The sequence below is a fragment of the Verticiella sediminum genome (assembly GCF_007558815.1).
In the GTDB taxonomy this organism is placed as follows: Bacteria; Pseudomonadota; Gammaproteobacteria; order Burkholderiales; family Burkholderiaceae_B; genus Verticiella; species Verticiella sediminum.
This window is the reverse complement of record NZ_VLTJ01000007.1, coordinates 299,383-313,240: the sequence shown is the minus strand read 5'-3', so window position 1 is coordinate 313,240 and position 13,858 is coordinate 299,383. Positions and strand designations below refer to the sequence as shown.

Sequence of the window (13,858 nt, the reverse complement as noted above, 5' to 3'; positions counted from 1 at the left end):
GCTTTCGGGGGGAGCCCGTGATGCTGCGGAAACTCGACCTGCGCGCGTCTTCTTGAAGCGCACACTTGCCTTGCGCCGGGCGATGGCGACGATGAAGGGCTACGGAAATGCGTTCACGGCATCCTTTCTTCACCGCACCTTCGGGCGCAGCCCGCCGTCGACGCCCTGGGCCACCGGGGCGCCCGTGCGGGCGGAGCTCTTCGGCGTCGAGCGCCTGGAGCAGCACGCCCAGAGTCTGGCCGCCGCGCAGCCGGTCACCGCGAAGCCGCCTCCCGTGCCGCCCCTGCGCAGGCGCCTGGACGAGAACGCCCGGGTGCTGCTCGGCGCCTACCGCGCCAGTGCCGCCGAATTGGAGGCGGGGCGGCGCGTGGTGCCCGCGGCCGAGTGGCTGCTCGACAACTACCATCTGGTCGAGAAGCAGATCCGCGAGATCCGCAGCGATCTGCCGGCGGACTACTACCGCCAACTGCCCAAGCTGGCCTCGGGCCCGTTCGCCGGCTATCCGCGGGTCTTCGGGCTGGCGTGGGGCTTCATCGCGCACACCGACAGCCATGTCGACGCCACTGTGCTGCGCGGCTTCCTGGTGGCCTACCAGCGCGTGCAGCCGCTGACCATCGGCGAGCTGTGGGCGGTCGCGATCACCCTGCGCATCGTCCTGATCGAGAACCTGCGCCGCCTGGCGGACCAGATCACGGCGGGACGCGCGGCGCGAGCGGATGCCGACCAGCTCGCGGCCCATCTGACGAGCTCGGGCGCGGCGCATTCGGCGCTCGACGAAGACATCGCCGCGCGTTCGCCGCTGGCGCTGTCCGAGCTCTTTGCGGCCCAGTTGGCCAAGCGGCTGAGAGACCACGATCCCCAGACCATGCCGGCCCTCGGGTGGCTGGAGGAGCGCCTCGGGCAGCAGGGCGTCACCATCGACGACGTGGTGTCCCACGCCCAGCAGCGGCAGGGGGCCTCCAACGTCACGGTGCGCAACGTGATCACCAGTCTGCGGCTGATGGCCGACATCGACTGGGCGGACCTGTTCGAGCGCGTGAGCCTGGTGGATGCGCGGCTGCGCGCGGGCAGCGACTTCGCCGCGATGGATTTCCCGACGCGCAATCTCTACCGCAGCGCCATCGAGCAACTGGCGCGCCGCTCGCCCCGCTCGGAGCTGGAGATCGCCGACCATGTCGTGTCCGCGGCGCAGTCCGCCGCCGCGGACCAGGCCGACGCGCGCGAGCGCGCCAGGCTCGCGGACCCCGGCTACCACCTCATCGCGCAAGGCCGGCCTGCGCTGGAGAAAGCCATCGGCTTTCGTCCGCCGCTGCATCGGCGCCTGGGCCACTGGCCCCGTGGCCTGGGCATCGGCGCCTATGCCGGAGCGATCCTGGCCGGTGCGGCGGGTCTGCTCGCGCTGGCGCTGGCATGGGTCCCGGCGGGCGGCAGCACCGCCGTCCTCGCGCTGTGGGCGCTTGCGCTGCTGCTGCCGGCGATCGAGGTCGCGACGGCGCTGGTGAATCGCCTGGCGGCCTGGCGCTTCGGCGCGGTCCCACTGCCGGGGCTGGAACTCGTCGCGGGTGTGCCTGACACGCTGCGTACGCTGGTGGCGGTGCCCACCCTGCTGACCAGCGAGGCCGACCTGCTGGCGCAGATCGAGCGGCTCGAGGTTCATCATCTGGCGGGCGGCGGGGGCGACATCGTTTTCGCCTTGCTGACCGACGGCGTCGACGCGGACAGCGAGACGCTGCCATCGGATGCGCCGCTGCTGGCGACGGCGGTGCAGGCCATCGCGGCGCTGAACCGGCGCCACGGACCCGCGCCCGCGGGCTGCCGCTTCCTGTTGCTGCACCGGCGCCGGGTCTTCAACGCGGCAGAGAACACCTGGATGGGCTGGGAGCGCAAGCGGGGCAAGCTGCATGAGCTCAATCGCCTGCTGCGCGGCGCGAGCGATACCAGCTTCGTGCCGCAGGGCGACGCGTCGCGCGTGCCGCAGGGCGTGCGCTATGTCCTCACGCTCGATGCCGACACGCGGCTGCCGCGCGATGCGGCCCTGCGGCTGGTGGGCAAGATGGCGCATCCGCTGAACCGGCCCCGCTTCGACGCTGCCTTGCAGCGTGTCGTGGGCGGCTACGGGATTCTCCAGCCGCGCATCACGCCTTCGCTGCCGGTGGGCCGGGAAGGCTCGCTCTACCAGCGGCTTTCCTCCAGCCCCGGCGGCATGGATCCGTATGCGATGGCCGTCTCGGACGTCTACCAGGACCTCTTCGGCGAAGGTTCCTACACCGGCAAGGGCATCTACGACGTGGACGCCTTCGAAGCGGCCCTGCACGCGCGGGTGCCCGACAACACCCTGCTGAGCCACGACCTGTTCGAGGGCGTGTTCGCGCGCGCCGGGCTGGCGTCGGACATCGAGCTGGTCGAGGAAGCGCCCGCGCGCTACGACGTCGCGGCGCGGCGCCAGCACCGCTGGAGCCGGGGCGATTGGCAACTGCTGCCATGGATCTTCGGGCCGCGCACGGGCGTGCGCGCCGTTCCCGCCATCGGCCGCTGGAAGATGCTCGACAATCTGCGGCGCTCGCTGCTCGCGCCTTTCACGCTGCTGGCGCTGGGCGTTGCCTGGCTGCTGCCCGCGCCGTCGGCGTTCGTGGCCACCGCGCTGGTGCTGGCCGCCATCGCAATCCCCGCCATGCTGCCGACGGTCTTCGCGGTCTGGCCGCACCGCGCGGGCGTGCGGATGCGCAGCCACTTCCTGGCGCTCGCCGCCGACCTGAAGCTGGCCCTGCTGCAGACAGGTCTGGCGCTGACCTTCCTCGCGGACCAGGCCTGGCGCATGGGCGATGCCATCGTGCGCACCCTCGTACGCCTGTTCTTCACGCGCCAGCGTTTGCTCGAATGGACGACGGCGGCGCAGGCCGGCAGGCGTCCACGGCTCGATCCGGCGGGCTTCTACCGCCAGATGGCCGGCGGCGTGTCACTCGGGCTGGTCATGAGTGCCGCTGCACTGATCCTGTCGCCATCGTCCTGGCCGGTGGTGCTGCCGTTCACGCTGCTGTGGCTCGTGGCACCCACCCTGGCCTGGTGGGCCAGCCGGCCGCCGAAGCCGGCGCGCCGCAGCGCGCCCCGGGCAGCCGATGCCCGGGCACTGCGCCTGATCGCGCGGCGCACCTGGCGCTATTTCGAGACCTTCGTGACGCCGGCGGACCACATGCTGCCGCCCGACAATTTTCAGGAAGTACCCAAGCCGGTCCTGGCACGGCGGACCTCGCCCACCAACATCGGCCTGTATCTGCTGGCCACCGCGGCGGCGCGCGATTTCGGCTGGACCGGCCTGGCCGAGACCGTCGAGCGCCTGGAGGCGAGCTTCGCCACGTTGCGCAGGCTGCACCGCTACAAGGGCCACTTCTTCAACTGGTACGACACATCGGATCTGCGTGCGCTGGACCCGCCCTATGTGTCGTCGGTGGACAGCGGCAACCTGGCCGGCCACCTGATCACGCTGGCCAACGCCTGCGAGGCGTGGCGCGACGGCGTTCGCGAACCCGATGCCAGGGCCGGCATGGCGGATGCCCTGGAACTGGCCCGCGAAGCCCTGGCAGGCCTGGACGTGGCGCGCCGCGCGCGGGGTCGGCGGGTCGGCGAGCTGCTCGATGACATGGCACTCCAGCTCCAGGGGCCGCAGGCGCTCGACGCCCTTGCACCCACGCTGGGCCGGCTCGCGCAGAAGGCCGCCGGCGCCGCCCAGGAGCTGGCGCTGGTCGAGGACGAAGAGGCGGAGGACCTCGTCTTCTGGATCGAGGCGTTCGGCCGCGCGGCGGCTGCGCATGCGCACGACGCGCGCCATGCCCAGGCACCGCAGGCGCTGGCGGCCCGCCTGCAGGTGCTGGCCGACACTGCGCGTGCGATGGCGCTGGCCATGGATTTCACCTTTCTCGTCGACCCGGAGCGCAAGCTGCTGTCCATCGGGTACGCACCGGCCGATCAGCGCCTGGACGCCAGTTGCTACGATCTGCTCGGCTCCGAGGCCCGCCTGGCGAGCCTGTTCGCCATCGCCAAGGGCGATGCGCCCACGCGCCACTGGTTTCGCCTGGGCCGCACGGCCACGCCGGTGGGCTTCGGCTCTGCCCTCGTGTCCTGGTCGGGCTCCATGTTCGAATACCTGATGCCCTCGCTGGTGATGCGCGCGCCGGTCGGCAGCCTGCTCGAGCAGACCAACCGGCTGGTGGTGCATCGGCAGATAGCCTACGGGGACTCGCTCGGCATGCCCTGGGGCATTTCCGAGTCCGCCTACAACGCCCGCGACCTGGAGTACACCTACCAGTACTCCAACTTCGGGGTACCCGGCCTGGGGCTCAAGCGCGGATTGGCCGACAACCGCGTGGTCGCGCCCTATGCCACAGGCCTGGCGGCGATGGTGGACCCGCGGGCCGCCTGCCGCAACTACGCGCGACTGGCCGCGATGGGCGCGCTCGGCCGCCATGGCTTCTACGAGGCGCTGGACTTCACACCATCGCGCCTGCCCGAAGGCGACCGGGTGGCGATCGTGCGCAGCTTCATGGCCCACCACCAGGGCATGACCATCGTGGCCATCGCCAACGTGCTGCATGGCGGCGCGATGCGCGCGTACTTTCACCGCGAGCCGATGATCCAGTCCAGCGAGCTGCTGCTGCAGGAGCGCATGCCGCGCAACGTCGCGGTGGAGCATCCCCGCGCGGAGGAAGTCATGGCCTCCCGCAACGACAGCAGCGCGCAGGCGCCGGCCGTGCGGCGCGTACCGGCCTCGGCGCCGGGGCCGGCGCCCGTCACGCACCTGCTGTCCAACGGAAGCTACAGCGTGATGCTGACCGCGGCCGGCGCGGGCTACAGCCGCTGGCGCGGCCTGGCCGTGACGCGCTGGCGCGAGGATGCGACCCGGGACCCCTGGGGCAGCTTTGTCTATCTGCGCGACGTGCGCAGCGGCCAGGCCTGGTCCGCCACCGCCCAGCCGCTGCCGGCCGATGCCCGGCACGGCGACGCGCTGTTCGCAGAGGACCGCGCCACCTTCACCCACCGCGACGGCGGCCTGGCCACTACGCTGGACGTGCTGGTCTCGGGCGAGAGCGATGGCGAGGTGCGCCGCCTCTCGCTGGCCAACAGTGGACGCCGCGCACGCGAGGTCGACGTCACGTCCTATGCGGAAGTGGTGCTGGGTGCGCAGTCCGCCGACGAAGCCCACCCGGCCTTCGCCAAGCTCTTCGTCCTGACCGACTATCTGCCCGAATTCGGCGCCCTGATCGCCACGCGGCGCACGCGTGCGCCCGAGGAACCTTCCGTCTGGGCCGCGCATTTCGCGGTGGTCGAGGGCGAGATCACCGCCGAGCCGCAACACGAATCCGACCGCGCCCGTTTCCTGGGCCGCGGCCACGATGCCGGCACGGCCGCGGCGATCGTGGATGACCAGCCGCTGTCGAACACAGTGGGTACCGTGCTCGACCCGGTGTTCTGCCTGCGCCGGCGCCTGCACATTCCGCCGGGCGGGCTGGCGCGCATCGCCTTCTGGACAGTGGTGGCCGCGTCGCGCGCCGAACTGCTGGACCTGATCGACCAGCACCACGACCGCAGCGCCTTCGAGCGCGCCGCCACGCTCGCGTGGACGCAGGCGCAGGTCCAGCTTCGCCACCTGGGCATGGATGCGGACGAGGCCGCCGACTTCCAGCGCCTGGCCGCGCCGCTGCTCTATGCCGACCGGCGGCTGCGCGCCGCCCCCGAACTCATCGTGCGCGGGACGGGGCCGCAGTCCGGGCTGTGGCCGCACGGCGTGTCGGGCGACCTGCCCATCGTCCTGCTGCGCATCGACGAGATCGAGGACCTGGCCCAGGTGCGGCAGGTGCTGCGTGCGCACGAGTACTGGCGCATGAAGCAGCTCGGCGTGGACCTGGTCATCCTCAACGAGCGCGCGTCTTCCTACGTGCAGGACCTGCAGGTGGCGATCGAGACGGCCGTGCGCAGCAGTCAGGCGCGCCCCCGCCTGGACGCCGGCCATGCGCAGGGAGCGATCCATGCGCTGCGCGCGGACCGGCTGGGCGCCGAGGGACGCGCCTTGCTGCAATCGGTCGCGCGGGTCGAGCTCGTCGCACGCCAGGGTTCCATGGCCGATCGGCTCGCGCGCCTGGCGCCGCTGCGGGCGGGGCCCGCGAGCGAGCCGGCATCGCCGCTGCCGCAGGGCGCGCCGGCGCCCGCTGCCTTGCCATTGGCGGAGCCGACGGCATCGCAGGACCTGGAGTTCTTCAACGGCCTGGGCGGCTTCGCGCAGGATGGCCGCGAATACGTGGTGCGCCTGCAGCCCGGCCAGACCACGCCCGCGCCCTGGATCAACGTGATCGCCAATCCCGGCTTCGGCTTCCAGGTGTCGGCGCAAGGCAGCGGCGCCACCTGGTGCGAGAACAGCCGCGAGAACCAGCTCACGCCGTGGTCGAACGACCCCGTCAGCGATCCGTCCGGCGAGGCCTTCTATGTGCGGGACGAGGACAGCGGTGCCCTGTGGTCGCCGACGGCATGGCCGCTGCACGGCGCCGGCGCCTGCGAGGCCCGGCACGGCCGGGGCTACAGCCGCTTCGCGCACGAGGCGCACGGCATCGCGCTCGAACTGCTGCAATACGTGCCGCTGGACGATCCGCTGAAGATCTCGCGCCTGACCTTGCGCAATCGATCGGACCGGGCGCGGCGTCTGTCGGTGACGGCCTATGTGGAATGGGTGCTGGGCACGTCGCGCGGCGCGTCGGCACCGTTCATCGTGACGGCCAGCGACGCGGCCAGCGGCGCGATACTGGCCCGCAAGCCCTGGGGCATGGCCTTTCCGGGAAGGGTCGCCTTTGCCGATCTGGGCGGACGGCAGACCGCATGGACCGCAGACCGCACCGAGTTCCTGGGCCGCCATGGCAGTCCCCGGGCGCCCGCGGCCCTCTTGGGGCGCGAGCCGCTCTCGGGGGCGATCGGGGCGGGGCTGGACCCTTGCGCGGCCCTGCAGTGCGTGGTGGAACTGGCCGCGGGCGAATCGATCGAGGTCGTCGCCCTGCTGGGCCAGGCCGTTTCCGAAGAGCAGGCACGGGCTCTGATCGCCCGCTACCGCGCGGCGGACCTCGATGCCGTGCTGGCCGGTGTCACCGCCTACTGGGAGCGAACGCTAGGCGCGGTCCAGGTCAGCACGCCGGACCGCGCGATGGACATCATGCTCAATGGCTGGCTGCTGTACCAGACCATCGCCTGCCGGCTGTGGGCCCGCTCGGCCTTCTACCAGGCCAGCGGCGCCTACGGATTCCGGGACCAGTTGCAGGACGGCATGGCATTGAGTCTGTGCCAGCCCGAAGCCGCGCGGCACCATATCCTGCGCGCCGCCGCGCGCCAGTTCGTCGAAGGCGACGTGCAGCACTGGTGGCTGCCGCACTCGGGGCAGGGCGTGCGCACGCGCATCTCGGACGACCGGGTCTGGCTGGCCTACGCCACGGCCGGCTACGTCGCCAGTTCGGGCGATGCGGCCATCCTCGACGAGAAGGTGGACTTCCTGGACGGGCCGGCGCTGCAGGCCGGCGAGCACGATGCCTTCTTCCAGCCCATGCCGGCGGGCCAGCCGGCCTCGCTGTTCGAGCACTGCGCGCGCGGCCTGGACCAGTGCCTGGACCTCACCGGCGCCCTGGGCCTGCCGCTCATCGGCACCGGCGACTGGAACGACGGCATGAACCGGGTGGGTGCCGGCGGGCGAGGCGAGAGCGTGTGGCTGGGCTGGCTGCTGGTGCGCACGATCGCCCTGTTCGCGCCGCTGGCCGAGGGACGCGGCGATGCGCGCGCCGCGCGCTGGCGCGCGCACGCCGAATCGGTGCGCGCGGCGATCGAGCGCGAGGCATGGGACGGCGACTGGTATCGCCGCGCCACTTTCGACGACGGCACCTGGCTCGGCGCGCAGGACAACGAGGAATGCCGCATCGATGCCATCGCGCAGGCCTGGGCCGTGCTGTCGGGCGCGGCCGAGCCATGGCGCGCGGCGCGCGCCATGGACTCGCTGGCGCAGCACCTGATCGTGCCCGCCGACGGCCTGATGCTGCTGCTGGCGCCCCCGTTCGACAAGACCGCGCGGGACCCCGGCTACATCAAGGGCTATCCGCCCGGCCTGCGCGAGAACGGTGGCCAGTACAGCCATGCCGCGGTGTGGGCGATCCTGGCGTTCGCCCGGCAGGGGGACGGCGACCGTGCCGCCTCGCTGTTCGCGCTCGTCAACCCGATCCACCACGCTCGCACGCCGCAGGAGGTGGCCAGGTACAAGGTCGAGCCCTACGTGATCGCGGCCGACGTCTACGCCGTGGCGCCGCATGCGGGGCGCGGCGGGTGGACCTGGTACACGGGCTCGGCCGGATGGATGTACCGCGCCGGCATCGAGGGCATTCTCGGGCTGCGGCGCGAAGGCGATTGCCTTAGGATCGATCCGTGCATCCCCTCCGAGTGGCCCGGCTTCGAGATGAACCTGACGATCGAATCCACCCGCTGCGCCATTGTCGTGCGCCACCGGTCGTCGCGCTGCCGAGGCATCTCGCAGGCGCTGCTCGACGAGCAGGCCGTGGCCCACGAGGAGGGCGGCGCGCGCGTGCCGCTGGACGGTGCAACGCACCGGCTGGTGCTCACGATCTGAACCACAGGACCTGCCCCATGATCGAACCGCTCTTTCTGACGACCGCGAGGGTCACCACCTTCGACGGGGATCGCCTGCTCACCGGCGCCAGCGGCTTCTTCTTCGAGCGCGCGGGGCGTCTGTTCTTCGTCACGAGCCGGCACGTGCTCCAGGACGCGCCGAGCGGCCACCATCCCAATCGCATCGAGATCGAGCTGCACATCGATGCCGTGAACCTCACGCGGTCCCTGGCCCTGTCGATCTGGCTTTTCAAGGAGGGCCGAAGCCAGTGGCGACAAGGCTCGGACTCCGGCGGCGACATCGATGTGGCCGTGCTCGAGATCGATCGCGCGCTGCTGCCCGCGACGGCCGAGATCCGCTGCTTCACCCCCGCCAACCTGCAGAGCGAGCTGAGCCGGATCGAAGCGGGCAGGGGCTTGCTGATCGTCGGCTTCCCGCTGGGATTCCACGACACCATGTACCACCTGCCCGTGGTGCGCCACGCCGTGATAGCTTCCGCCTTCGGTATCCGCTTCCAGGGCCAGGGGTTCTTTCTGACCGACGCGCGCACGCATCGCGGCACCAGCGGCGCGCCGGTGGTCATGCGCGATCCCGAAGCCGGCGCCGCGCTGCCGTGGCGATTGCTCGGCGTGCACTCGTCCCGCATCGACATGGGCACGCGGGATTTGACACTGGACGAATCCCTCGGGCTGAACGCAGCCTGGTATGCAGCCATCCTGCTCACCCTGACCGATGAACCCATGCCGCCGGCCGGCTAGCGGATCGTGATCTGCTGCTCGCGGATGAAGTCGCTCCAGGTCTGTGTGTTTTCCTTGACGTAGGCGAGCATGTCCGCGGGCGACAGGTACCAGGGTTCGTTGCCGCTCGCCAGCAGCCGTTCCTGGAATGACGGTGTGTCGAAGCCGGCCTTGATCTGCGCGGCGAGCGCGTCGACGGTCGCCGGCGGCAGGTTCGGCGGCCCCACGATGCCGGCCCAGATGCCGGGCAGAAGATCGGCGTAGCCTTGTTCCTGGAACGTCGGCACCTCGGGCAGCGTGGCCAGGCGTTCGGCGCCGGCGATCGCGAGCGGCCGCAGCTTGCCTTCGCGCACATACGGCATCGTCGAGGTGCTGTCGGCCAGAAAGAAGTCGACCCGCCCGGCGATGAGGTCGAGCACCGCTTGAGGGCTGCCCTTGTAGGGCACGTGGGTCATGCGAAGTCCCGCCGTCGACTTGAATCGCTCCATGACCAGATGGCCCATCGTGCCCGGGCTCGAACTCGCGAAGGTCAACACGTCCGGGTTCGCCTTGGCGTACGCCGCCACGTCGGTGGCGTTGCGCATCGCGCCGGTGCGGGGATTCCCGGCGCTCGTTACCAGCACCAGCTTCTGCGTATAGAGCATGCCGAGCGCGGTCACGTTGCGCTCGACGTCGAAATGCTTGCCCTCGAACGCCGGCGCGAGCGTGGTCGAACCGGACAGCAGCATCAGCGTCGTCCCGTCGGCAGCGCTTCTTTGCATCTGATCGAGCGCGATCGTACCGCTCGCGCCAGGGCGGTTCTCGACGATGACCGGCTGGCCGATCCGGCCCTGCAGATCGGCGGCGAGCGCGCGCGAAACGGTGTCGGACGCGCCGCCGGCGGTGAACGGCACGAGGATGCGGACCGGCTTGTCGAAGGTCTGGGCCACCGCCGGGCGCCATGCGCCGCCCAGCGCGGCCAGCGCCGCCACGGCGGCGACGCCCCGAAGCACGGTGCGCCGCCCGGAGCGCGGCTGCAGGGGGGCGGGCGGCGATTCGCCCGGAGCGCTGGCGCTCGGGATCGCGGAACGAATCTTCATGGTCTCCTCCGATGGCCTTCAGGCCGGTTCACGCGGCGCAGCGGCGGCGCCGCCCGTGGTCGGTACACTGAGCCGGACCAGTGCATCGACGGCGACGACACCACAGCCGCGCGGCAGTACCAGGACCGGATTCAATTCGAGTTCGTCGATGTCGTCGCCGAGCGCAATCATCACGTCCGAGAGGGCGACCATCAGCGCCACCAGCGCTGCGCGGTCGGCGGCGGGGCTGCCGCGAAAGCCGTCGAGCAGCCGGCTGCGGCGCAGTTCGGCGAGCATGCCGTCGGCGGTCGCGGCATCGACCGGCAGCAGCCGGTGCGCAACGTCGGGATCCAGTTCGGCCTCGACGCCGCCAAAGCCGACCGTCATCACCGGCCCGAAGATCGGGTCGCGCACGATGCCGAGCAGCATCGGCACGCCGCCCACCACCTGCGATTGCACGACGACACCGTCGATGCGCGCCTCGGGACGCTGGCGCGCGACGTCGGCGCGCAGCCGCGCATGCGCGTCGCGTACCGCCGCGACGTCGGCCAGCCCCAGCCGTACGCCGCCGATCTCGCTCTTGTGCGCGATGTCGGGGCTGACGATCTTGAGCGCGACCGGCCAGCCGAGCCGCGCCGCGGCGGCGGCCGCCGCGTCGGCGTCGTGCGCCAGCGTCTCGCTCACCATCGGCAGGCCCGAACCGGCGAGCAGCGCCTTCGCCTCGACCTCGGTCAGTTGCCGGCGCCCGCCGGCGCGCGCAGCGCGCAGGATCTCGGGCCGCGCGCACACCGCCGCGGTCCCGGACCGGCACGCGCCGGGCTCCCAGCGTCCGGCCGGATCGGCGCGCCAGCGCACGATGCCGGCGAGCGCTGCGCTGGCGCGATGGATGTCGCGGAACACGACGATGCCGCCGGCTTCGAGCGCGTCATGGCAGGTGGCGCCCTCGGCCGTGTCGATGACGATGAAGAGCTTCTCGCAGGCAGCGGCGGCGCGCAGCAGCTCGGGCGCCATCACATCGAGCAGCTCGCCCATCACATAGAACACCGCCGCGTCGAATTCGTCGGCCGCGGCGATCGCAGCGAGCACCGCCGGGAATGCGCTGCGGTCGCTGGTCACCTGGCCGGTCAGGTCCACGGGATTGGCGACCATGCCGTAGGTGGGCACCACGGCGCGCAGCCGTGCCTGCGTGGCCGGCGACGAGTTCGGCACCGCGACGCCGTCGCGCGCCAGATGGTCGGCCATCAGTGCGCACGCCGCGCCGGACAGCGAGACGATGCAGGCGCCGCGGCCGGCCGGCCTGCGCCCCGTTCGCCACAGACGAACCAGGTCGATCAGCCGGTGCGGATCGGTGGCGCTGGCGATGCCGAGCTGGCGAAAGGCGGTGCGATAGACGACGTCGCGGCCGGCCAGCGCGGCGGTATGCGACACGGTCGCCTCGGCCCCTTTCGCCGAGCTGCCGACCTTGAGCAGGAACAGCGCCTTGCCGGCGCGCCGCAGTGCCAGCGCGACGCGCACGAACTCGGGCCCGCGGCGGATCTGCTCGACGTAGCCGACGACGGCCTCGGTGTGCGGGTCCGCCGCGAAATGCGCCAGGTAGTCGGTCAGGTCGACGCAGGCTTCGTTGCCGGTGCTGACGATGCAGGAGAAGCGCAGGCCAGAGTCGAGCCCGAGATTGCGCAGCAGCGCGGCAATGTTGCCGCTCTGGGCCGCGATCGCGATCGGGCCCGGCTCGCGGCGGCGCGCGATGTGCCGGATGAAGGTCGCGAACACCCCGGTGTGGTTGTTGGCGAAGCCGATGCAGTTCGGGCCGGCGACGAGCATGCCGGAGCGGCGCGCGAACGCGACCAGTTCGGCCTGCAGCCGTGCGCCGTCGTTCTCGCCGCTCTCGGCGTAGCCCGAGGCGAACACCACGGCCGCGCGGATGCCGATGGCGTGGCAGCGTTCCAGCGTGGGCAGCACGTCTGCCGCGCGCACCGCGAGCACCGCCAGATCGGGTGCGAAGGGCAGGGCATCGATGGAGGGGTGGCACGCCAGCCCGTCGATCGCGTCGTACTTCGGATTGACGAGCAGCAGCCGTTCGGCAGGGAAGCCGGCCTCGCGCAGGCTCGCCACCGGCATGCCGCCAGTGCGGCCCGGATCGGCGCTGGCGCCGACGATGACCAGCGAGCGCGCGTCGAGCAGGGGGGCGAGCGGCAGTGACATGGCGGTGCTTCCTTCTTCTACAAGCCGAGCAGCGCGCGTGCGAGGATGTTGCGCTGGATCTCCGCCGAGCCGCCGTAGATCGATTGCGCGCGCGTGTTCAGGTGCCAGGGCAGCATCGCGTGAACGACCTGCGGCAGCGGCCCGTCGTCCTCGAGCGCGTACAGCGGCCGGCGCGGCTCCCAGGCAAGGGCCGCGGCGCCGAGAACCTCGACGCCGAGCCGCGTGATCGCCTGCCGGATCTCGGTCGAGCGCAGCTTGAGCATCGATGCCACCGGCCCCGGCGGTTCGCCGGCGGCCAGCCGCGAGATGGTCTGCAGCTCGATCATCGTCAGCGCTTCGATGTCGGTTTCGATCGTCGTCAACTCGGCCTGTACGCGCGCATCGTCCAGCGGATCGTCGGTGGCGCCGAGCGCCGCCGACGCCTCGGCCAGCTTGGCCAGGTCCATGCGCAGCCTCGATGCGAACAGCACGCCGCCGCGCTCGAATTCGAGCAGGTACTTGCCGTAGCGCCAGCCTTCGCCCTCGTCGCCGACGCGATTGGCCAGCGGAATCCGCAGGTCGTCGAAGAACACCTGGTTGACCTCGTGATCACCGCCGATCAGGCGGATCGGCCGCACCGTGATGCCGGGCGTGGCCATGTCGATCAGTACGAACGAGATGCCTTCTTGCTTGCGGCCGGTGTCGGCGGTGCGCACCAGCGCGAACATCCAGTTCGCGTAGTGCGCGTAGCCGGTCCAGATCTTGGTGCCGTTGATCACGTACCCATCGCCGTCGCGGACCGCGCGGGTGCGCAAGGCCGCGAGGTCGGAGCCGGCGCCGGGTTCCGAGTAGCCCTGGCACCAGAGATCGTCGCCGGACAGAATGCGCGGCAGGAATCTTGCCTTTTGCGCGGACGAGCCGAACTTCATGATCACCGGGCCGACCAGGCGCAGCCCCATCTGATTGGGCAGCGGTGCGCCCGCGCGCGCACACTCCAGGTCGAACAGGTAGCGCTGGATCGGCGTCCAGCCGGTGCCGCCGTATTCCACCGGCCAGGCCGGCGCCGCCCAGCCGCGACGATGCAGCGCCTGATGCCAGGGGCGCACGATCTCGGGTTCGGGCGCGGCGCAGACGTTGAGCCGCGTACCGCGGCGGATCTCGGGCGTGAGGTGCTCGGCGATGAAGGCGCGAACCTCCTCGCGAAAGCGTCGTTCGTCGTCGGTCAGGTCCAGCGTCATCGC

General features: G+C 71.4%; 5 protein-coding genes. 2 read left to right on the top strand and 3 right to left on the bottom strand.

Features of this window, described 5'->3' with window-relative positions:
- The first annotated feature begins 91 nt into the window (after nt 1–91).
- Both FOZ76_RS04735 and FOZ76_RS04730 read left to right on the top strand, forming a co-directional pair.
- The gene (locus tag FOZ76_RS04735) at nt 92–8,641 is read left to right on the top strand and encodes a glycoside hydrolase family 94 protein (RefSeq protein WP_143947069.1); all 8,550 of its coding nucleotides are present in this window, start codon (nt 92–94) and stop codon (nt 8,639–8,641) included.
- A gap of 17 nt (nt 8,642–8,658) precedes the next feature.
- The gene (locus FOZ76_RS04730; RefSeq protein WP_143946976.1) at nt 8,659–9,399 is read left to right on the top strand and encodes a S1 family peptidase; all 741 of its coding nucleotides are present in this window, start codon (nt 8,659–8,661) and stop codon (nt 9,397–9,399) included.
- Here FOZ76_RS04730 and FOZ76_RS04725 read toward each other — a convergent pair.
- From FOZ76_RS04725 to FOZ76_RS04715, 3 genes are read right to left on the bottom strand one after another with little or no spacing between them, the layout of a single operon-like run.
- The gene (locus FOZ76_RS04725; protein ID WP_143946975.1) at nt 9,396–10,457 is read right to left on the bottom strand and encodes a tripartite tricarboxylate transporter substrate binding protein; all 1,062 of its coding nucleotides are present in this window, start codon (nt 10,455–10,457) and stop codon (nt 9,396–9,398) included. The two genes, FOZ76_RS04730 and FOZ76_RS04725, sit on opposite strands and share 4 nt — an antisense overlap.
- A gap of 18 nt (nt 10,458–10,475) precedes the next feature.
- Nucleotides 10,476–12,638, bottom strand: coding sequence for an acetate--CoA ligase family protein (locus FOZ76_RS04720; protein ID WP_143946974.1), 2,163 nt, complete (start codon nt 12,636–12,638; stop codon nt 10,476–10,478).
- A gap of 17 nt (nt 12,639–12,655) precedes the next feature.
- Nucleotides 12,656–13,855 carry an acyl-CoA dehydrogenase family protein gene (locus FOZ76_RS04715; RefSeq protein WP_143946973.1) on the bottom strand — a complete coding sequence of 400 codons (1,200 nt, stop codon included), beginning with the start codon at nt 13,853–13,855 and terminating at the stop codon, nt 12,656–12,658.
- Nucleotides 13,856–13,858 lie beyond the last annotated feature (3 nt).